Annotated in this window: 21 protein-coding genes and 1 pseudogene; 9 read left to right on the forward strand and 13 right to left on the reverse strand. The window is 73.5% G+C overall.

The features are described from left to right. On the forward strand, nt 1-228 hold a 228-nt coding region (locus KME75_RS19835; protein WP_219416354.1), incomplete at its 5' end, for a MoaD/ThiS family protein. Between the two features lie 198 nt (nt 229-426). On the opposite strand, the gene KME75_RS19840 is transcribed toward KME75_RS19835, so the two are convergent. Both KME75_RS19840 and KME75_RS19845 read right to left on the reverse strand, forming a co-directional pair. Continuing rightward, nucleotides 427-741, reverse strand: coding sequence for a hypothetical protein (locus KME75_RS19840; protein WP_219416355.1), 315 nt, complete (start codon nt 739-741; stop codon nt 427-429). Beyond that, entirely contained in the window at nt 741-1,640 is a 900-nt protein-coding gene (locus tag KME75_RS19845) for a polysaccharide deacetylase family protein (RefSeq protein WP_308282912.1), read from the reverse strand. Before KME75_RS19845 ends, KME75_RS19840 begins: the two co-directional genes overlap by 1 nt. A gap of 74 nt (nt 1,641-1,714) precedes the next feature. Between KME75_RS19845 and KME75_RS19850 the strand changes: the two genes are divergently transcribed. The 3 genes from KME75_RS19850 to KME75_RS19860 are packed head-to-tail and all read left to right on the forward strand — an operon-like array spanning nt 1,715 to nt 2,970. Further along, nucleotides 1,715-2,077 (forward strand): VOC family protein, encoded by a 363-nt coding sequence (locus tag KME75_RS19850; RefSeq protein ID WP_219416356.1) that lies wholly within the window; start codon nt 1,715-1,717, stop codon nt 2,075-2,077. A 48-nt stretch (nt 2,078-2,125) separates the two neighbouring features. Then, nucleotides 2,126-2,485, forward strand: a complete 360-nt coding sequence (locus KME75_RS19855) for an ArsR/SmtB family transcription factor (RefSeq protein WP_219416357.1) — start codon at nt 2,126-2,128, stop codon at nt 2,483-2,485. Next, complete coding sequence (locus KME75_RS19860) at nt 2,482-2,970, forward strand: SRPBCC family protein (protein WP_219416358.1); 489 nt, start codon at nt 2,482-2,484, stop codon at nt 2,968-2,970. Before KME75_RS19855 ends, KME75_RS19860 begins: the two co-directional genes overlap by 4 nt. 99 nt (nt 2,971-3,069) lie before the next feature. Here the strand turns inward: KME75_RS19860 and KME75_RS19865 are convergent, their stop codons facing one another. Continuing rightward, on the reverse strand, nt 3,070-4,077 hold the full coding sequence (locus KME75_RS19865; RefSeq protein WP_219416359.1) for a P1 family peptidase: 1,008 nt from the start codon (nt 4,075-4,077) through the stop codon (nt 3,070-3,072). Between the two features lie 65 nt (nt 4,078-4,142). On the opposite strand from KME75_RS19865, the gene KME75_RS19870 reads away from it, so the two are divergent. Together KME75_RS19870 and KME75_RS19875 are read left to right on the forward strand one after the other, a co-directional pair. After that, nucleotides 4,143-4,841, forward strand: coding sequence for a 2OG-Fe(II) oxygenase (locus tag KME75_RS19870; RefSeq protein WP_219416360.1), 699 nt, complete (start codon nt 4,143-4,145; stop codon nt 4,839-4,841). A gap of 141 nt (nt 4,842-4,982) precedes the next feature. Further along, nucleotides 4,983-5,639: an alpha-ketoglutarate-dependent dioxygenase AlkB family protein gene (locus KME75_RS19875; RefSeq protein ID WP_219416361.1), complete on the forward strand. Its 657-nt coding sequence runs from the start codon at nt 4,983-4,985 to the stop codon at nt 5,637-5,639. A 98-nt stretch (nt 5,640-5,737) separates the two neighbouring features. On the opposite strand, the gene KME75_RS19880 is transcribed toward KME75_RS19875, so the two are convergent. From KME75_RS19880 to mftE, 6 genes are all read right to left on the reverse strand, one after another. After that, nucleotides 5,738-6,478 carry an SRPBCC family protein gene (locus KME75_RS19880; RefSeq protein WP_219416362.1) on the reverse strand — a complete coding sequence of 247 codons (741 nt, stop codon included), beginning with the start codon at nt 6,476-6,478 and terminating at the stop codon, nt 5,738-5,740. Nucleotides 6,479-6,603: 125 nt separating this feature from the next. Beyond that, nucleotides 6,604-7,455 carry an FAD binding domain-containing protein gene (locus KME75_RS19885; protein WP_219416363.1) on the reverse strand — a complete coding sequence of 284 codons (852 nt, stop codon included), beginning with the start codon at nt 7,453-7,455 and terminating at the stop codon, nt 6,604-6,606. Next, nucleotides 7,452-9,932 (reverse strand): xanthine dehydrogenase family protein molybdopterin-binding subunit, encoded by a 2,481-nt coding sequence (locus tag KME75_RS19890; RefSeq protein ID WP_219416364.1) that lies wholly within the window; start codon nt 9,930-9,932, stop codon nt 7,452-7,454. The genes KME75_RS19885 and KME75_RS19890 overlap by 4 nt, the downstream gene beginning before the upstream one ends. 1 nt (nt 9,933) lies before the next feature. Further along, the gene (locus KME75_RS19895) at nt 9,934-10,449 is read right to left on the reverse strand and encodes a (2Fe-2S)-binding protein (RefSeq protein ID WP_219416365.1); all 516 of its coding nucleotides are present in this window, start codon (nt 10,447-10,449) and stop codon (nt 9,934-9,936) included. Between the two features lie 300 nt (nt 10,450-10,749). After that, entirely contained in the window at nt 10,750-12,192 is a 1,443-nt protein-coding gene (mftF, locus tag KME75_RS19900) for a mycofactocin biosynthesis glycosyltransferase MftF (protein ID WP_219416366.1), read from the reverse strand. 169 nt (nt 12,193-12,361) lie between these two features. After that, the gene (gene mftE, locus KME75_RS19905; RefSeq protein ID WP_219416367.1) at nt 12,362-13,066 is read right to left on the reverse strand and encodes a mycofactocin biosynthesis peptidyl-dipeptidase MftE; all 705 of its coding nucleotides are present in this window, start codon (nt 13,064-13,066) and stop codon (nt 12,362-12,364) included. A gap of 225 nt (nt 13,067-13,291) precedes the next feature. Here mftE and KME75_RS19910 point away from each other — a divergent pair, with 225 nt between their 5' ends. Together KME75_RS19910 and KME75_RS19915 are read left to right on the forward strand one after the other, a co-directional pair. Further along, the gene (locus KME75_RS19910; RefSeq protein ID WP_219416368.1) at nt 13,292-13,648 is read left to right on the forward strand and encodes a DUF952 domain-containing protein; all 357 of its coding nucleotides are present in this window, start codon (nt 13,292-13,294) and stop codon (nt 13,646-13,648) included. Between the two features lie 98 nt (nt 13,649-13,746). Then, complete coding sequence (locus KME75_RS19915) at nt 13,747-14,889, forward strand: alkaline phosphatase family protein (protein WP_219416369.1); 1,143 nt, start codon at nt 13,747-13,749, stop codon at nt 14,887-14,889. Nucleotides 14,890-15,215: 326 nt separating this feature from the next. On the opposite strand, the gene KME75_RS46840 is transcribed toward KME75_RS19915, so the two are convergent. Beyond that, nucleotides 15,216-15,641: a DUF418 domain-containing protein gene (locus tag KME75_RS46840; RefSeq protein WP_219416370.1), complete on the reverse strand. Its 426-nt coding sequence runs from the start codon at nt 15,639-15,641 to the stop codon at nt 15,216-15,218. Nucleotides 15,642-15,728: 87 nt separating this feature from the next. Here KME75_RS46840 and KME75_RS19925 point away from each other — a divergent pair, with 87 nt between their 5' ends. Next, a complete protein-coding gene (locus tag KME75_RS19925; RefSeq protein ID WP_219416371.1) occupies nt 15,729-16,406 on the forward strand; it encodes a patatin-like phospholipase family protein in 678 nt (225 codons plus the stop codon). A gap of 108 nt (nt 16,407-16,514) precedes the next feature. Here the strand turns inward: KME75_RS19925 and KME75_RS19930 are convergent. The 3 genes and pseudogenes from KME75_RS19930 to KME75_RS19940 form a co-directional block, all read right to left on the reverse strand. After that, a pseudogene (locus tag KME75_RS19930) lies at nt 16,515-17,540 on the reverse strand (serine/threonine-protein kinase); the annotation flags it as partial. A 104-nt stretch (nt 17,541-17,644) separates the two neighbouring features. Further along, entirely contained in the window at nt 17,645-18,460 is an 816-nt protein-coding gene (locus KME75_RS19935; RefSeq protein WP_219416373.1) for an FAD binding domain-containing protein, read from the reverse strand. Next, nucleotides 18,457-18,990 carry a (2Fe-2S)-binding protein gene (locus tag KME75_RS19940; protein WP_219416374.1) on the reverse strand — a complete coding sequence of 178 codons (534 nt, stop codon included), beginning with the start codon at nt 18,988-18,990 and terminating at the stop codon, nt 18,457-18,459. The genes KME75_RS19935 and KME75_RS19940 overlap by 4 nt, the downstream gene beginning before the upstream one ends. Nucleotides 18,991-19,044: the final 54 nt, after the last annotated feature.

Consider the following 19,044-nt stretch of genomic DNA (forward strand, 5'->3'; position numbering starts at 1 on the left):
GCCGCGGCGCGCGCCGCCGCCGGCGTCGAGACGGAGCCCTTCGAGCTGCCCGCGGGCGGCACCGTCGACGACGCGCTCGCGGCGGTCCGGGAGCGCCACGGCGCCGAGCTGGGCCGGGTGCTCCACCGCTGTAGCTTCCTGCTCGACGAGGTCGCGGTGCGCGACCGCAGCGCTCCGCTGCCCGGCAACGCCACGCTCGACGTCCTGCCGCCGTTCGCGGGGGGCTGACGCCGCCGACCGACGTCATCGTGCGCCGCTCCGGGCCTCGCAGCGATCACGGCCAGACGGCGGTCAGCCGATCTCGGCGCGCGACCCTCCGCCCGTGATCACGCAGCTCCCGCCACCCCGCTTCGGCCGTGGGCTCGCCGAAGCTCGATGTTCACGGGGACGGCGTCGCGGCAAGCTCGTGCTCGCCGCCGCCCCGCTCTACGCGCCGTCCCGCGCCAGGTCGTGGGCTGCGGCGTGCCAGAGCGCGTCGAGGGCCGCTGCCGTCGCCGGATCACCGCTCGGCGCCGGGACGGCTCGCACATGCGCCGCGGCCGCGGCGACGAGCGCATCGAGGGTCCGGCACACCGTCGTCCGCCCGGTCCGGGTCGCCACCGTCCAGCCGCCCGGAACGGCCCGCACGGTGAGACCGGGACACACGTCGCCGACCGCCCGCGCGACGGCCGCGCGGCGGCGCGGGCCGGCCACCAGCGCCCCGGCCGGGTCGGGCGGCGGCGCGCCGCACGCCCCGCACATCAGTCGGCGATGCGCGGGCGCCGCTGCAGGAAGTCCTGCGCGATGGCGTCGAACGTCGACCACCGCACCCCGTCGTGCCCGGAGATGTGCTCGATCAGCCGCTCCAGCATGAGCAGCACCTGCGGGCGCCCGGAGACGTCGGGGTGGATCGTGAACGTGAACACGGCGTAGTCGATCTCGCGGTACACCCAGTCGAACTGGTCGCGCCACATCTCCTCGATGTGCCGCGGGTTCACGAAGCCGTGGCTGTTGGGGCTGGTCTTGATGAACATCATCGGCGGCAGGTCGTCGAGGTACCAGCTCGCCGGGATCTCCACGAGGTCGGTCTCCTCGCCGCGCACCAGCGGCTTCATCCACTCCCGGGCGGGCTTGTCGTAGTCGATCGGCGTCCAGGAGTCGCCGACGCGCACGTAGTACGGCTCGAAGTCGCGGTGCATCAGCGAGTGGTCGTAGGTGATCCCCCGCTCGATCAGCAGTTCGTTGGTCACTCGCGAGAACTCCCACCAGGGCGCGACGTAGCCGGTGGGGCGGCGGCCGACGCGGTCGGTGATGAGCTCGATGCAGTGGTCGAGGATGTCGGACTCCTGCTCGCGGGTCATCGCGATCGGGTTCTCGTGGCTGTAGCCGTGCACCCCGATCTCGTGCCCGGCGGCCACGACCTCGTCGAACTGCTGGGGGAACGTCTCGATGGAGTGCCCGGGCCAGAACCAGGTGGACGGCAGGCCGTGCCGGGCGAGCATGCGGTTGATCCGCGGGACCCCGACCTCGCCGGCGAAGACGCCCCGCGAGATGTCGCCCGGCGAGTCCTCCCCACCGTACGAGCCCAGCCAGCCGCCCACGGCGTCGACGTCGATCCCGAACGCCACGAAGATCTCCTTGGCCATGGGGCAGTACACCACCGCCGGACGCTCTCCGCTGGGTAGGAAAAAGCCTACCCTTGACAGGTAGGGATTCTCCTACCTATCGTCGGGTCATGACGATCACGCAGATCAGGACCATGACGCTGTTCGTTTCCGACCAGCACCGGGCCAAGGTCTTCTACGCCGACCGGCTGGGCTTCGAGGTGCGGACGGACCTCGCGATGGGAGACAACCGCTGGCTGGAAGTGGTCCCGCCGAAGGGCGGAAGCGGCATCGTGCTGCACCGGCCGTTCCCCGGCATGAGCGCGGGCGCCGCCCAGGGGGTCATCCTCGGCACCGACGATCTCGACGGCGACTGCGCCGCGCTGGCGAACGCCGGCGTCGCGGTCGAGGGCCCCACCGACATGCCCTGGGGCAGGCAGGCCACGTTCAGTGACCCGGACGGCAACGGGTTCGTGCTGTCCGAGGCCCGTTGACCCCAGCTGGTTTGCCGTGGGTCACGGTCGATGATGAGCTTGACGGTCATGCCGCAGCGCGCGAAGTCCTCACCGGCCGATCGCGTGTTCGCCGCGCTCGCCAACCCCACCCGTCGGGACGTGCTCGACCTCCTCCTCGACGGACCGCGCCCGGTGCAGGACATCGCCGAACGGTTCGACATGGCCCGCCCGAGCGTCTCGGAGCACCTCAAGGTCCTGCGGGACGCCGGGCTGGTCACCGAGACCCGCCGCGGCAGGCAGCGGCTCTACGCGGTGGAGCCCGACCCACTGCGCGACCTGCAGCAGTGGCTCGCCCCGTACGAGCGGTTCTGGCGGGCGAAGTTCGCCGACCTGCACGAGTTCCTCGACGCCCGCGCGGGCACCGACGCATCGGATGCGACCGGATGACCGACGAGGACCTCACCGCCATCCACGTCGACCAGTTCCTCCCGCACCCGCCGGAGCGCGTATGGCAGGCCCTCGTCGATCCGGATCTGCTCAGCGCCTGGTTCATGCCGACCGACTTCGCGCCGGTCGTCGGGCACCGGTTCACGTTCCGGGCGCGCCCGATCGAGGCGGTCGGCTTCAGCGGCGTGGTGCAGTGCGAGGTACTGGAGATCCGCGAGGGCGAGCTCGTCCGCTTCAGCTGGGCCGACCCGGAGCGGCCCGACGGGCTGGATTCGACTGTCACGTGGACCCTGCACCCTGAGGGCCGCGGGACCCGCCTGTTCCTCGAGCACCGCGGCTTCGACCCCGACGACCCCGTCCAGCAGCTCTCCCGCACGATCATGAACGGCGGCTGGCGAAGTCACGTCGTGCGCAGGCTTGCCGAGTTCCTGGGCGGGGCCGGGCGGCCCCGGCCGGACCGCGCGAACGACCCGTTCGATCAATAGGTTTGTGCGCCAATGCTTGTCTGGTGGCTGAACGCCGTCGCGGAGCAGGCGGACAGCCACCAGTGAGAAACGCAGTGCCGTTCGCGCAATCCGCGCGCGTCAGGCGAGCCCCGCAACATCCCGGTAGCTGCGCCAGGTCCCCGCCGGGGTCGTCACCGTCTCGGCCGCGAGCATCGCGTGCGCGACCGCCCGGCTGACGACGTCGGCCGCCGTGGCCTGGAGCGCGACGAGCCCGGGCAGGTCGGGGGCAGGCCGGGTCGCGGTGGACAGCCCGAACACGGTGTCGCCGTCCAGCGCGGTGTGGATCGGCGAGATCGCCCTGGCCAGCCCGTCGTGGCCCATCCCGGCCAGCCGGGCGCAGCCGGCCTTGTCCAGGGCGACGTCGGTGGCGACGACGGCGAGGGTGGTGGCCGTCCCGGGCGCCGGGAAACGGGAGGCCGCGACCGCCCGCAGCGCGTCCACGGCCGCCGCATCCACCGCCACGGGGGCGAACTCGCCGTGCTGCCCGAAGCGGGCGCCGAGCAACTCACCCGTGCCCGGCTCGACGGCGGACCCGACGGCGTTGACGACGACGAGCGCCGCCACGACCGCGCCGTCGTCGAGCACCGCGCTGGCCGTACCGATGCCACCCTTGAGCCCACCGGCCTGCGCACCGGTCCCGGCGCCGATGACACCTTGGGCCACCGGCCCGTCGGTCGCGGCGTCGTGCGCCGCCGCACCGGTGGCCGCATCCGGGCGTGTGCCGAAGTCGCCGCTGCGGCCGAGGTCGAACACCACGGCGGCCGGGACGATCGGCACCACGCCCCCGGGCACCGGGAACCCCACACCCGCGGCCTCGAGCCGGGCCATCACCCCGCTCGCCGCCGCGAGCCCGTACGCGCTGCCCCCGGTCAGGACGACGGCGTGCACGCGCTGGACGGTATTGCGCGGGTCGAGCAGATCGGTCTCCCGGGTGCCGGGCGCGGCGCCGCGCACGTCCACGCCTCCGACAGCACCCTCCGGCGGGGCGAGGACGACGGTAGTGCCGGTGAGCGCACCCACGACCTCCGCATGGCCGACCCGCAGGCCGGGGACATCGGTCAGGGCGTTGTGCGGTCCAGGGCGCATACGGGCATCATCCCGGTGTCCGTTTCCCGCGAGCGGAAGCGTGGCGCGTCGGTGACAGTGGAGGCATGACCGCCGTCATCGACCACCTGGACTGGCCCGTGCTCGCCGAGCGCCTCGACACCGACGGCGTCGCGACCACGCCTGCCCTGATCTCGCCGCAGGAGTGCGCCGACGTGGTCGCGATGTTCGACGAGGTCGAGCGCTTCCGCAGCACCGTCGTCATGGCCCGGCACGCGTTCGGCGAGGGCACCTACCGCTACTTCGCGGACCCGCTCCCGCCGCTGGTCCAGGAGCTGCGGGAACGGCTCTACCCGCCGATCACGGCGATCGCGAACCGCTGGGCCGAGATCCTCGGCGAGCGCACGTTCCCCACCGACCTCGACGCCCTCCTGGCCGAGTGCGCCGCGCTCGGCCAGCACCGGCCCACGCCGCTCGTGCTCAGGTACGGGCCCGGCGGCTACAACTGCCTGCACCAGGACGTCTACGGCGACCTCACGTTCCCGCTGCAGTTCCTCGTCATGCTCAGCCGCCCCGACGAGGACTTCACCGGTGGCGAGAGCGTGTTCGTCGAGCAGCGGCCACGCCAGCAGTCCCGGCCCGTGGTCGTGCGGCCACGGCAGGGCGAGGCGGTGATCTTCCCGGTGCGCCACCGCCCGGCCCGTGGCGCGCGCGGCCACCACCGTGTGCAGATGCGCCACGGGGTCAGTGCGGTGCGCTCCGGGGAGCGGCACGTGCTGGGGATCATCTTCCACAATGCCCCGTGACCCCAAGCGCGCATTGCAGCAAAGCCACTTTCACGCAAGGAGATGGCATGAAAGTGGCTTTCCTGCGATGGCGGGATCGCGGGATCTCGACGTGACCGCACCCACCGGCCCTGTCTGTCTCGTCACCACCTGGGACGCATCGTGAACGCGCTGATCCCCCGCCCGCGCCGCATCCTCGCCCCCGGCGCGGTGCACGTGCCGGACTGGCTCGACCTCGACCGGCAGCGCGCGCTCGTGCTGGCCTGCCGCGAGTGGGCGAGCGAGGGCCCCGGGATCCGGGCAGCGGTCATGCCGAACGGCGGACAGATGTCGGTACGCAGCGTCTGCCTGGGTTGGCACTGGTACCCCTACCGCTACTCCCGCACCCGCGACGACCAGGACGGCTCGCCGGTCGCCCCGTTCCCGGAGTGGCTCGGCGATCTCGGGCGGGAGGCGCTCGCCGACGCGTACGGCGACACCGACCGCGCCCGCGGCTACCGGCCCGACATCGCGCTGATCAACCACTACGACGGCGACGCCCGGATGGGACTGCACCGCGACGCCGACGAGGCGGCGTCCGACCCGGTGGTGTCGTTCAGCATCGGCGCGCCGTGCCTGTTCCGGATGGGCAACACGGAGCACCGCGGCAGGCCGTGGACGGACGTCCAGCTGCGCTCCGGCGACCTGCTCGTCTTCGGTGACGAGAGCAGGCTCGCCTACCACGGGGTGCCGAAGCTGCTACCCGCGCTCGACGTTCCGGACACCGGGCTGGCGTCGGGGCGCCTGAACATCACGCTGCGGGTGTCGGGCCTGCGCTGACCGCACGGCGTCGGGTCCCGCCCCGAACGTCAGGAAAGCCACGTTCCCGACGTTGAACGTCCGGAACGTGGCTTTCCTGACAGTGTGCCGAGGCGACCTCAGCTGCGGCGGCTGCGCCGGATCAGCATGATGATCAGCAGCAGGAGCACGCCACCGGCCACGGGAGCGAGCCGCTTGAGCACCGGAGCACCCGCGGTGTCGAGCAGGTCGATGGTGTCCATCTCGCTGCGCATCGGAGCGGGCTTCGGCGTGGTGGCCGGCTTCGGCGCCTCCGCCAGCACCGGGCCGCCGGCCGGGGCCGTGGCCGTGGGGGCGGCACCGGACGCGGCGCGGTTGCCGTTCGTGCCGCTGCCCGCGCTGCCCGAGGCGGCGGCCGGCTCGGCGGCGGGCTGCTCGGGGGCGAGCTTGGTCGCCACGCAGGCCGAGAACTGCCCGATGATCTTGTCAGCGACGTCGGAGATGACGCCGCGGCCGAACTGCGCGGGCCGGCCCGTGACGGTCATGTCGGTGACCATCGTGACAGCGGTCTTGTCCGGACCGTCGGCCACCATCGAACCGGTGACGGTGGCGCTGGCCGTGCCGTTGCCGCGGGCGTCACGCCCGCTGGCCTCGATCACGACCTTGTGGTTCTCGTCGTCCCGGCTGACGTAGGTGCCCTTGCCCTTGTACGTCAGCGAGATCGGACCCAGCTTCACCTTGACGGTCCCCGTGAACGAGTCGCCCTCGTACTCGGTGAGCGTCGCACCGGGGAAGCAGGGCGCGATCATGTCGGGCGTGTTCAGCGCCTCCCACGCCTTGTCGATCGGCGCGTCGATCGTGAACTTGTTCTCCAACTGCATACGTCAGTCTCCTTCCCCCGCGGCCGGCGGGGTGTAAAGCCGTGGACGCCTGCCCCGGGGACCAGGGCAGGCGTCCACAGTGTTACTACGCGCTCCGCCTGTCGCTTCGCGCGGTGGAACGAGCGTCAGCCTGCGGCCGCGAGCACCGCACGGCCGGTGAGCACCTTGGCCAGGTGTTCACGGTAGTCGGCCGCCGCGTCGGCGTCACTCGGAGCCGACGTGCCCTCGGTCGCTCGCTCGGCCGCGGCACGCACCGCGTCGGCGGTGGCGGGCTGGCCGACGAGCGCCTGCTCCACGCCGGTGGCCCGGATCGGGGTGGTGCCCATGTTCGTCAGCCCGACCCTGGCCTCCGCGATGGATCCGCCCTCGACCCGGAGCGCGGCCGCGACCGCGACCATCGACCAGGCCTGCGCCGTGCGGTTGAACTTCTCGTAGTGGCTGCCCCATCCGGTGTAGCGCGGGAACCGGATCTCGGTGAGGATCTCGCCCTCGCCGATGGCCGTCGTGAAGTAGTCCACGAAGAACTCGCTCGCGGGCACCGTGCGCGTGCCGCCCGAGCCGGCGATCACCATCTCGGCGTCCAGTGCGAGCGCGACCGCGCCCAGGTCACCCGCGGGGTCGGCGTGGGCCAGCGACCCGCCGAGCGTGCCGCGGTGGCGGACCTGGTTGTCGGCGACGGTCTCCGTGGCCTGGGCCAGCAGCGTGACGTGCTGCTTGACCAGGCTGTCGCGGATGACGTCGTAGTAGGAGGTCATCGCACCGATCGCGATGCGGTCGCCGTCCTCGCGGATGCCCCGCAGCTCGGCGATCCCGCCGAGGTCGACGAGCACCGACGGCGCCGCGAGGCGCAGCCGCAGCACGGGGATCAGGCTCTGGCCGCCGGCGAGGATCTTGGCATCCTCTCCGGCCTGCTGGAGGGCGGTGACCGCGTCGGCGACCGACGCCGGCTTGACGTAGTCGAACTTGGCGGGGATCACTGGACCTCTCCCTGGGGGTTGTTCGGGTCGATCGAACCGAGGCCTGCGCCCGGCGAGTGGGTGTCGACCGGGGTCTCCTGCGTGGAGCGGCCCTGCGCTTCCTGGATGGCCCGCCACACCCGCTGCGAGGTGCACGGCATCTCCACGTCGGTAACGCCGAGCGGGCGCAGCGCGTCGAGCACGCCGTTCACGATGGCCGGCGTGGAGGCGATCGTGCCCGCCTCGCCGACGCCCTTGACGCCCAGCGGGTTCGTGGTGGACGGCGTGCTCACCACCCGGGTGTCGAAGCTCGGGAGGTCGGCCGCCGACGGCAGCGTGTAGTCGACGAACGTGCCGTTGACCAGCGTGCCCTGCTCGTCGTAGTTGGCCTCCTCGAACAGGGCCTGCGCGATGCCCTGGGCGAGCCCGCCGTGCACCTGGCCCTCCACGATCAGCGGGTTGACCACGTTGCCGACGTCGTCCACGCAGACGTACTTGCGCAGGGTGACGTGCCCGGTCTCGGTGTCGACCTCGATCGCGGCGAGGTGGGTGCCGTGCGGGAAGGAGAAGTTCTCCGGGTCGAACACGGCATCGGAGTCGAGCGAGGGCTCCATGCCCTCCGGGTAGTCGTGCGCCATGAACGCGGCGAAGGCGATCTCCTGGATGGCCTTGCCCTTGTCGGTGCCGCGGACCGTGAACTGCCCGGCGTTGAACTCGATGTCGTCCTCGGACGCCTCGAGCAGGTGAGCGGCGATCTTCTTGGCCTTGGCGACGACCTTCTCGGCCGCCTTGACGATCGCGATGCCACCGACGACCAGCGAGCGCGAACCATAGGTGTCGAGGCCCTTCGGGGAGATCTGAGTGTCACCGTGCAGGATCTCGACGTCCTCGAACGGCACGCCGAGCTGGTCGGCGACGATCTGGCTGAACGCCGTCTCGTGCCCCTGCCCGTGCGCGGAGGCGCCGGTGATGACCTCGACCTTGCCGGTGGCGAGCATCCGGATGCTCGCGGCCTCCCAGCCACCGGCACCGTAGGCCAGCGACCCGAGCACCCGCGACGGGGCGAGGCCGCACATCTCGGTGAACGTCGAGATGCCGATGCCCAGCTGCACCGGGTCGCCCGAGCGGCGCCGCTCCTCCTGCTCGCGGCGCAGGCCGGCGTAGTCGAACAGCTCCATCGCCTGCTGCGTGGCCTGCTCGTAGTTGCCCGAGTCGTAGGTCAGCCCGCACACCGTGGTGAACGGGAACTCCTCGCGCTTGATCCAGTTCTGCCCGCGCAGCTCCATCGGGTCGCGGCCGAGCTCGACGGCCAGCTCGTCCATGATCCGCTCGATGCCGAACGTGGCCTCCGGCCGCCCGGCGCCGCGGTAGGCGTCGGTCAACGTCTTGGTGGTGAAGACGTTGGTGCAGGTGAACTTGTAGGCCGGGATCTTGTAGATCGCGTTGAACATGAACGCGCCGAGGATCGGCACGCCCGGCCCGACGAGGCCGAGGTAGGCGCCCATGTCGGCGAGCAGCTTGACGTCCAGCCCGGTGACGGTGCCGTCCTTGCGGGCCGTGATCGTGATGTCCTGGATCTGGTCGCGGCCGTGGTGGGCGGCGAGCATGGACTCCGATCGGGTCTCGTTCCACTTGACCGGCTTGCCGAGCTTCTGCGCGATGACCACGCACAGCATCTCCTCCGGCACGACGCCGATCTTGCCGCCGAAGCCGCCGCCCACGTCGGGGGCGATGACCCGGAACTTGCTCTCGGGTACGCCGAGGGTGACCGTGGTCATCGTCCGCAGGATGTGCGGCACCTGGGTGGACGACCACATCGTGATCTGCTCACCGGTCGGGTCCACCACGACGGCGCGCGGCTCCATGAACGCCGGGATCAGGCGCTGCTGGCGGAACCTGCGCCGGACGACAACCTGGTCCGGGTCGGACTCGGCGGCCGCGATGGCGTCGGCGACGCTCCCGCCGGTACCGGCCTCGCCGGAGTCGAACGCCCAGGTGGCGCTCGCGTTGGTACCCAGGTCGGGGTGCACGAGGGTGGCGCCGTCGGCGGCGGCCGCCTCCATGTCGAGCACCGGCTCGAGCGGCTCGTAATCGACCTCGACCAGCTCGGCGGCGTCCTTCGCCTCGGCCACCGAGCGGGCGACGACGACCGCGACACCCTCACCCGCGAAGTGGACCGTGCCGCTGGCCAGCAGCGGCCGCTGCGGGGCCTTCTGGTCGGGGGTGACCGGCCACGCGCAGGGCAGGCCGACCGACTCCACGCCCAGGTCCGCGGCCGTGTACACGCCGACGACGCCCGGCGCCTGCTCGGCGGCCGACTTGTCGATGCCGGTGATCGTCGCGTGCGCCAGCGGCGAGCGGACAACGGCCATGTGCAGGGTGCCGGTGGGCGTGATCGCGTCGGTGAAGCGGGTGCGGCCCGTGATCAGGCGCGCGTCCTCCTTGCGGGCGCGCGCCTTGCCGAGCTCCAGACTGCCGGGTTCGGCTGTCGTGGTCATCTCATTCGCCTCCCGCCACGGAGACCGGCGCCTGCGTGTCGGCGCTCGCGCCCGGCTTCATCTTCTGGGCGGCGCTCTGCACGGCGCGGACGATGTTCTGGTAGCCCGTGCACCGGCAGAGGTTGCCCTCGATGCCCTCGCGGACCTCGTGCTCGTCCGGATCGGGGTTGTCGCCGAGGAGGTCGATCGACTGCATGATCATGCCCGGCGTGCAGAAGCCGCACTGGAGCGCGTGGCACTCGTTGAAGGCCTCCTGCACCGGGTGCAGCTTCCCGTCGCGGGCGATGCCCTCGATGGTCGTGACCTCGCCGCCGTCGGCCTGCACGGCGAGAACCGAGCAGGACTTCACACTCTGGCCGTTCAGGTGGACCGTGCAGGCACCGCAGTTGCTGGTGTCGCAGCCGATCAGTGTGCCGGTCTTGCCGAGGCGTTCCCTCAGGTAGTGGACGAGCAATGTGCGGGGCTCGACGTCGTCGGCGTAGTTCACGCCGTCGACGGTGACCCGGACCTGTGCCATGAGTTCTCTCCTTAGGCCGCGACCACACTGCCGTGCCGCGCAGGACTTCCGGGGGACCGACCGGACGGGACGCGTCGCCGTCCGGGACCGCCACGCCGTTGTGGCGGCGAGCACATCACACCGCTGATGATCTGGCTGTGCAAGGGACCTCGCGCGGGCTTGACCGACAGCGTGACGGACAGGCCCGCGATCCTGGTCGCGCGACTCCGCATTTGCGGCAAAAAGGCTGAGGCATGGCCGCAGAACTTGCATCCTGGCCGTGCGGATCGCCGCCGACCCGCCCTAGCCCGAGGGACGGCCTCACCCGACCCGGGACATCGTGTCGGGCCCGGGCCTGATCGGTCGGAGAGGTTCCACGGTCCGGTGCCGCAGGGCGCCCCACCACAGTCCGGACCCGTACGCCAGGTCGTCGAGCCTGCGCGCGAGCACGTGCCCCGCGAGCGTCGGGCGCGGGTCCCCGCCCCGCCGCCGCCACCAGTCCACGACGCCCTCGGCGAGCGCGACAGCCGCGACGGTCCGGCGGGCCCGCCGGGACACCAGGCAGGCCGCCAGCGCCAGCGGCCAGTAGTGGCGGGTGACGGCGTCGGCGGTCTGCGTGAGCGTGCCGATCGTGCCCAGCCCGACGAGCCGCGCCGCGGTGGGACGGGGGTTCCGCACCAGCTCGAGCTTGCGGGCCAGCCGCTCCGCCGACGCCGCCGTCACGGCCACGGCGCCCAGCGCCGCGACGGGCCTGCCGAGCAGCAACAGCGCCGCGACCGCCGCCGACGACGGCGTCAGCACCATCGGCGGCACCGACCCGGGGTGGCGCTGCGCCAGCGGCGCGGCGCCCGTGCCGTAGTAGGCCTTGCGCAGCCACCACGCCCGCAACGTGGTGCGGTGGTCGTGGGCGACCCGGGAGACCGGCTGGTAGCGCATCCGCCACCGGGCCGCGTGCAGGCGCAGCACCAGGTCGACGTCCTCGGCCACATGCATCCGCTCGTCGAAGCCGTCGCCGACGGCGTTGCGGTGCACGAGCAGCGCCGCGCTCGGGACGTAGGCGACCCGGGACCGCGGCACGACCGGGGCGGCCTCGGGCCCCATGTCCAACGAGGACCGGACGGCCTCGTAGGTGGCGAGCCACCCGCGGATCGGCGGCAGGGCGACGATGCGCGGGGCCGCCAGCCCCACCGCAGGATCGGCGAAGCACGCCAGCAACGGCTCCAGCCAGCCCGGCTCGGGGACGACGTCGGAGTCGAGGAACGCGACGAGCGGGGTCGTGGCGACGGCGAGGCCCGCGTTGCGGGCGGCGGCGGGCCCGCGCGCCGCCGGGTGCCGGAGCACGCGGGCGCCCGCCCGTTCGGCGACGCGGCGGATGGCGGCGGGGTCGGCCGACCCGTCGTCCACGACGACGAGCCCGCCCAGCCCGGCAGGAAGAGCCGCCAGCAGGCGCTCCAGGCCGGCGACGCGGTCCTTCACCGGCACCACGACGGTAACGTCCGTGGCCGCGGGCACCGCCGCCGCCGGAGCCGTCACCGGGTGCGCGATCCCGACGTCGAGCAGCCGCCGGGCCAGCGCGGCCGAGGTCGCGTCGGTGACGGTGAACGCGCCGCCGTCGGCCAGCAGCGCGCGGGCGGCCTGCGACAGCAGCAGCATGCGCGGCGGGGCCCCGCCGAACAGCACGGCGCCGTCGTCGACGGCGAGGATCTGCCGGTCGAGGGCGACGCGGAGGCCGGTGGGGAGCGCGGTGTCGACGGGGCCGGGCACCCCTTCACCCTATGGGGCCAGCCATCCCGCGAGTCGGCACGAACCGCGTCGAATCCGGGCGACTCGCGCGTCAGATCCGGGCGACTCGCGTGTCAGCTCCGGGCGACTCGCGGCAGGACCCCGCGAGTCGCCCGGTTTCCGCGGCTGAGTCGCCCGATCGCTGTCACCCTCAGGTGAGGCGCCCGTGCGCGTCGGGGTGCCAGCGGGAGATGCGCTCGCGCAGGGTGGCCGACAGCTGTTCCAGCAGACCCTCGCCCTCGGCCGCCGTGGCGCCGCGGGGGTCGCCGAGCACGCCGTTCGGACTCACCGCGGCCACCCCGTCCGCGCGGAGAGCGGGCAACAGCTCGCGCAGCGGCGTGGTGTTGCCGGGTTCGGCCACGTCCGCCCGGACGAGCCGCGGTTCGAGTGCGAGCAGGATGGCGGTCTCGGTACGACCGGCGTGCGCATCGCCGCCCCGCACGGCGCATGTGATCCAGGCGACCTCGCGGCCCTCGTCGCGCAGCTGGGCGACGGCCTCGGGAACGCTCGGCAGGTTGCCCCCGTGCCAGTTGACGAACACCAGCCGCGCCGCCCACTCGGACGCCGAGCGGCCGAGCTCCACCAGCACCGCCCGCAGCGCCGCGTGCCCGATCGACAGCGTGCCCGGGAAGCCCTGGTGCTCACCGGACGCGCCGTAGTCGAGCGGCGGGGCGAGCAGCAGTGTCGGGTCGGCCGCAGTCGCCCGCCGGGCGAGGGCCGCGGCGATCCGCGTGTCGGTGTCCAGTGGCAGGTGCGGGCCGTGCTGCTCCAACGCCCCCACCGACACGACGACCGTGTGCGGGCCCGAGCCGTCCAGATCGGGCCAGACCCGCTCACCAAGGCTTCCGGAACTCATGACGACCTCACCCCCACGCAGGAACGGACGAGCGCGCCGTTCGTCAGCTTCCGGCGACCCGGATTCTGCAGGCCGGCGAGCGGGCTCGCGAGCGCGGTCCGGCGGTCGACAGGGTAAGGGGCACCGACCGCTCGGGCGTGCGCGAGCTGCGCGGCGCCGACCGGAGAAGCGCACCGTCGGCTCGTCGCCGCCGCTGTTGACGAACCGTGCGCCGAGACTGGGGGTATGACCGCTCCCCTGCTGCACATCACCACGCCCGCCGAGTGGGAGACCGCGCGTGCCGCCGGCGTCGTCGCCCCGCCTTCGCTGGAGCAGGTCGGGTTCGTGCATCTCTCCACGGCCGACGAGGTGGCGCTGCCCGCCAACCGGCTGCATGCGGGCCGCGACGACCTCCTGCTGCTCGTGCTCGACCCCGCCCGGATCGGGGTCGAGGTCCGGTTCGAGCCGGGCGTCCCCGGTGACCCGGAGTCGATGCTCTTTCCGCACGCCTACGGTCCGGTGCCCACCGCGGCCGTCACGGCGGTGGTGCCGTACCGCCCCGGGCCGGACGGGCGGTTCGCCGCCCCCATCCTGCAGGGCTGACGCACCTGCCCGGCTCGGCGCGGCCATCGACGGGCCTACGTCGTGGACGAGCACCACGGCGGGTGGCTGCTGATCGATGCCTCTGGCACGCTCGGGCGGTGACCGACCCGGTACTTCCCGAGTACGGCAGGCGCTCGCTCTCCGACGTGCTCCCCGCGTTCCTCGGGGCGCTCGGCGTACCGGGGCCCGCGCCTGCGCTCGCGCTGGAACCGGTTCGGGCGGTCGCGCTGCTGCTCGTCGACGGGCTGGGCGCCGAACTGCTGCGCCGGCACGCCGCCGACGCGCCGTTCCTCGCCGGCCTCGCCGACGCCGGGCCGCTCACCTCCGGATACCCGTCGAGCACCGCGATCGGGTTGGCGTCCGTGGCCACCGGCGTCCCGCCGGGCGTGCACGGGATGGTCGGGAGCACCTTCCGCAGCGGCGCGGACGAGCTCCTCGACGCGCTGCACTGGACGTCCCACGGTGACCACGACGCGGTCGACCTGCGCGAACGGCGGATCCCGGAGCTCGTCCAACCGGTCGCGCCCGCGTGGGAGCGGGCGGTGGCGGACGGTGTCGAGGTCACGGTCGTGAGCCGCCGCGCGTTCCGGCACTCCGGGCTGACCCGCGCCGTGCTCCGCGGCGGCCGGTTCCGCGGGACCGACGCCCTCGGCGACCTCGCGGCCGAGATGATCACCGCAGGGACGCGGCCGGAGCGGCAGTTCTGCTACGGCTACCACGCCGACCTCGACACGCTCGGCCACGTGCACGGCCCGGGTTCCCTGCCCTGGCGGATGCAGCTCGCCCAGGTCGACCGGCTCGCGGCCCTGGTCGCCGAGCATCTGCCGCCGGACGCCGTGCTGGCGGTGACCGCCGACCACGGCATGGTCGGCGTGGAGCGGACGGTCGACGCCGACACCGAACCTGCCCTGCAGCAGGGAGTGCTGCTGCTCGGCGGCGACCCGCGGGCGCGGCACGTGCACGTCCGGCCGGGTGCGCTCGACGACGTCCTCGCCGCATGGTGCGAGGTGCTCGGCGCGGACGCGTGGGTGGTGCCGGGCGAGCAGGCCGTGGCCGAGGGCTGGTTCGGCGTGGTCACGCCGCACGCGCGGGACCGCATCGGCGACGTCGTGGTGGCCGCCCGCGGCACCGCCGCGGTGATCCGGTCGGTGGCCGAGCCGGTGCTCTCCCGGCTGCCCGGGCAGCACGGTTCCCTGACCGCGGACGAGCAGCTCGTGCCACTGCTGCTCGCGCGGCCGTGACACCCGTCCCGCGAGTCGCCCGTCCCCGTCCCGCGAGTCGCCCGTCCCCGCCACGCGAGTCGCCCGTCCCCGCCACGCGAGTTGGCCGTTTCCGACACGCGAGTTGGCCCCGTCACTCGCGCACCCGGCGGCTCTTCCGCGCGTGCTCACCCGCGCCGCCAGCGCCGCCCCGACGAGCCCGATCACGACGCTCGCCGGCAGCTCCCACCCGTCCAGGGCGGGTACGTGGTTCACCAGGAACCAGCTTGGGGCCCCACCCGCCCAGTTGTTGATGAACCCGCCGACGCCCTGCACGATCAGCAGGATCCCCAGGATCTTCAGCACGATCACTCCTTCCCGGCCGGCACCCGGGCGCAGCCGATCCCGTACGCGCGGTGGGCGAGCAGTTCTATCGGGCCGCGGTCGAACCGCCGCAGCCACAGCGACGCGGCCACCACGAGCAGGGCGCTGACCCCGGCCCAGAGCGAGACCACCCACCAGGGCCGCAGGTCGGCGAACCGGGCGGCCAGGCCGAGGCCCCAGCCGTAGCAGAGGGCGCTCGCCACGACGTTCTGCAGGACGTAGCAGGAAAGGGCGGTGACGTGCCCGCCGCCGCCGCGATGTCGTCGAGCACGGCCGGATCCGGGTCGGGCAGGCTGAGGTGTCGTCGGCCGCCACCAGGACACCGCGCCCGGAGGTCTGGCGGGCGCTCCAGGCCGCGTGCGACCGCCCGCACCGCGGCGAGCAGGGCGGGCGCGTCCACCGACTCCCATGCGATGCCGGCGACGCCGCCATCACCGAGCACCAGGGCACGTGTGGACAACTCAGAACTCCGTCACGCCGGCGTCGACGGCCATCTCGTGGGCCGTCGCCTGTACGAGAGCCAGCTCGGCCCCGCTTCGGCCGCCGACCCCGGCGTCGAGTTCGACGGGGCGGCGATGATGGCCGCGTTCGGAGAGGCGCTCGCCGGGGCCACGGGCCGGCAGGACGCGCGGGCGCGGATCGGCGCTCTGGCGCTGCGGGCCACCACGGTGCCGGAGGGCGAGCGGCGCGCGATCATCCGGTCCCGCATCCGCGAGTCGGACTGGCCGGCGCGAAAGCTGGTCGTTACGGCCGTCGACACGGCGGACGGTTCGTTCCACGCCCTCGACGCCGCCTCCGGTGTCCCCCTCGTCGACGCGGTCGCCGCGAGCTGCGCGGTCCCGGGCGTCTGGCCGCCGATCACCGTCGACGGCCACCGCTACATGGACGGCGGAATGCGGTCCACGACGAACGCCGACCTCGCGGCCGGGCACGACCGGGTCCTCGTCCTGGCGCCGATGACGGGCCCGGCCGGCAGTCCGCTCGGCCCCGGCCTCGATGAGGAGCTGGAGATCCTGCGCCGGCACGGCGACGTCCACGTCGTGCGCGCGGACGAGGCCGCGACGCGGGCCTTCGGGACGAACCCGCTCGACCCGGCGACGCGGGAACCGTCCGCGCGAGCCGGACGGCAGCAGGCGGACGCGGAGCTGGCTCCGCTACGGGCCTTCTGGGGTTGAGCGCCGCGACCCGGACCCCTCCTGAACGATCGCAGCAAAGCCACTTTCATGCAGCCACGTTGCGTGAAAGTGGCTTTGCTGCAACGGGTTCCGGCCCGCGACGCCGTCTCAGCGCTCGGCGTTCGGTCCGGCCGTGGTGTCGGCGACGGGCACGGGCTGCACCGACCCGGCCTCGACGGTCTGCGGCGCGGCCGAGCTCGCCAGCCCCGCCAACGCTCCGAGGACCGCGGTGACGGCGAACGCGGCCGTGGCCAGCGGGGCGAACGCCCGGTCCCGGCGCCGGTGCCGGCCGGCGGCACGGCGCCGCTGCACGATCGGGGCGATGCACGGTCCGCCCTCCGCGGCGTGGCGGGCGCGGCGGCCACCGCGGGGCGCGGGAGCCTGCGCCGCAGCGAGGGTTGCCGCCACGACCGCAGCCGGGGGCCGCTCCCGCGGCTCGCTCCCGGTCATCGCCACCAACAGCGGGCCGAGCCCGCCGGGCAACCCGGCGGGGACGACGGGCGGACGGTGCAGCCGCGCGGTGGCCGACTCCACCGCGAGGCCCGGGTACTCCCGGCGGCCGGTCAGTGCCTCGAGCAGCACGAGCCCCAGCGCGTAGACGTCGGCGGCCGGCCCGACCGACTCCCCGCGGACCTGCTCCGGGGCGAGGTACGCAGCCGTGCCGACCACGCAGCCGGTGGCGGTGGCCGTCGCCCCGGCGCCGTCGAGCGCGCGAGCGATGCCGAAGTCGGCCAGCCGCGGCCTGCCGTCGGCGCCGAGCAGCACGTTGGCCGGCTTGACGTCGCGGTGCACGATCCCGCCGGCGTGCACGTGGGCCAGCGCGTCCGCGAGCTGCGCACCGAGCGCCCGCACGGCCGCCGGGTCCAGTGGCGGACCGCTGCTGATCCGCTCGGCCAGCGTGGGGCCCTCCACGAGGTCGGTCACCACGAAGGCGCGGCCGTCCTCGGTGCCGCCGTCGTGCAGGCCGACGAGCCCCGGGTGGTCGAGGCGCGCCAGCACCGCCATCTCCTGCTGCTGCTGACGCAGATCGTGGGCCGATGCGTTGGCGTGGAAATGCTTGACGGCGACCGGGGTGCCGAACCGTCGGTCCGTGGCCCGGTGCACCACCGCCGACGACCCGATGCCGATCACCGGGCCGAGCTCGTACCGGCTCGTAGTGGCTCACACCGATCCGGTTCCCCCGATCGGTCAAACCATGCACGATCCGGGATGGTGTTCCCCGGTCGAGCGACGGAAGTTCAGCCGCCCGCGGCAGTGGTGAGCGCGCGACGGGTGAGAACCCGCGCCAGGTGCCGGCGGTACTCCTTCGTGGCGGCGAGGTCGTCAACCGGGTCGGTGCCCTGGTCGGCCAGCCCGGCGGCGTCGGCGATGGACGCACCGTCGGCCAACGCGGCCTCGGTGGCCGACGCCCGCAGCGGGGTGGGCCCCATGTTGACCAGCCCGACGCGCCCGTCGACGACGGCCACGCCGACGATCGCCCAGTCGTTCGCCCGTCGGGTGAACTTCTCGTAGGCCCACCCGGCGCCGCCGGTGCGGGGCACCCGGACCTCGACGATCAGCTCGTCCGGCTCCTTCACCGACGAGAAGACACCGGTGTAGAAGCCGGTGATCGGCACCTGCCGCTCCCCGCGGGGGCTGCGCAGCACGACCGTGCCACCGAGCGCGAGCACCGCGGCGGGCAGGTCGGACGCGGGGTCGGCGTGGGCGAGCGAGCCACCGAGGGTGCCGCGGTGACGCACCTGGGGGTCACCCACGGTGCGCGCGACCGCGGGCAGGAGCGGGCACTCCGTGGCCAGCTCGTCCGACGCCTCGAGGGTGCGGTGGCGGGTGCCGGCGCCGATGGCGATCTCGTCGCCGTCCACGCGGACGTAGTTCAGCTCGGTGAGCTTGCCGATGTCGATGACCAGCTCCGGCGCGGCGAGCCGGAGCTTCATCACCGGCAGCAGCGAGTGGCCGCCCGCCAGCACCGTGGCGTCCTCACCGTGCTCGGCGAGCAGGGCGAGGGCGCCGTCGACCGAGTCGGGCCGGGCGTAGTCGAAACCGACGGGGATCATGCGCCGCTCCCGGTGGCGAAGCCGGGCGCAGCGAGCCCGGGTGCGGAGTCCTCGGCCGCGTCCGGGTCCTGGCCGGACGCGGCCAGCACCGCGCGGACGATGTTGTGGTAGCCGGTGCAGCGGCAGAGGTTCCCCTCCAGGCCCTCCCGCACCTCGCGCTCGGTGGGCTTCGGGTTCTCCTGGAGCAGCCCGGCCGCGGCCATCACCATGCCGGGCGTGCAGAAGCCGCACTGCAGCCCGTGCTCGGCCCGGAAGGCCGCGGCCACCGGGTGCAGCTGCTCGGCGTCCGGCGACAGCCCCTCCATGGTGGTGACCGACTGCCCGTCGGCCTGCACCGCGAGCACCGTGCACGCCTTCACCGACTCGCCGTCGAGCAGCACCGTGCAGGCGCCGCAGGACGTCGTGTCACAGCCGATGTTGGTGGCCTTGAGCCCGACGATGTCGCGCACGTAGTGCGCGAGCAGCAGCCGCGGCTCCACGTCCGCCGTGGTCGGTTCCCCGTTGACCGTGATCTGGACCTTCTGGGTCACGAGACCTCCTCGCTGACGCTCGTCGGCCTCGTGCCCGACGGTGCTGTGTCCAAT

Origin of the sequence: Pseudonocardia nigra, from assembly GCF_019396355.1 — a bacterium.
Classification (GTDB): Bacteria; Actinomycetota; Actinomycetes; order Mycobacteriales; family Pseudonocardiaceae; genus Pseudonocardia; species Pseudonocardia nigra.

Bases quoted from the DNA above. Each gene is read 5' to 3' on its own strand.
- KME75_RS19870 (WP_219416360.1), top strand. From the start codon at position 4,143: ATGACCGCCGTCATCGACCACCTGGACTGGCCCGTGCTCGCCGAGCGC.
- KME75_RS46840 (WP_219416370.1), bottom strand. From the start codon at position 15,641: ATGGGAGTCGGTGGACGCGCCCGCCCTGCTCGCCGCGGTGCGGGCGGT.
- KME75_RS19850 (WP_219416356.1), top strand. From the start codon at position 1,715: ATGACGATCACGCAGATCAGGACCATGACGCTGTTCGTTTCCGACCAG.
- KME75_RS19890 (WP_219416364.1), bottom strand. From the start codon at position 9,932: ATGACCACGACAGCCGAACCCGGCAGTCTGGAGCTCGGCAAGGCGCGC.
- KME75_RS19855 (WP_219416357.1), top strand. From the start codon at position 2,126: ATGCCGCAGCGCGCGAAGTCCTCACCGGCCGATCGCGTGTTCGCCGCG.
- KME75_RS19880 (WP_219416362.1), bottom strand. From the start codon at position 6,478: ATGCAGTTGGAGAACAAGTTCACGATCGACGCGCCGATCGACAAGGCG.
- KME75_RS19910 (WP_219416368.1), top strand. From the start codon at position 13,292: ATGACCGCTCCCCTGCTGCACATCACCACGCCCGCCGAGTGGGAGACC.
- KME75_RS19840 (WP_219416355.1), bottom strand. From the start codon at position 741: ATGTGCGGGGCGTGCGGCGCGCCGCCGCCCGACCCGGCCGGGGCGCTG.
- KME75_RS19860 (WP_219416358.1), top strand. From the start codon at position 2,482: ATGACCGACGAGGACCTCACCGCCATCCACGTCGACCAGTTCCTCCCG.
- KME75_RS19935 (WP_219416373.1), bottom strand. From the start codon at position 18,460: ATGATCCCCGTCGGTTTCGACTACGCCCGGCCCGACTCGGTCGACGGC.
- KME75_RS19865 (WP_219416359.1), bottom strand. From the start codon at position 4,077: ATGCGCCCTGGACCGCACAACGCCCTGACCGATGTCCCCGGCCTGCGG.
- KME75_RS19895 (WP_219416365.1), bottom strand. From the start codon at position 10,449: ATGGCACAGGTCCGGGTCACCGTCGACGGCGTGAACTACGCCGACGAC.
- mftE (WP_219416367.1), bottom strand. From the start codon at position 13,066: ATGAGTTCCGGAAGCCTTGGTGAGCGGGTCTGGCCCGATCTGGACGGC.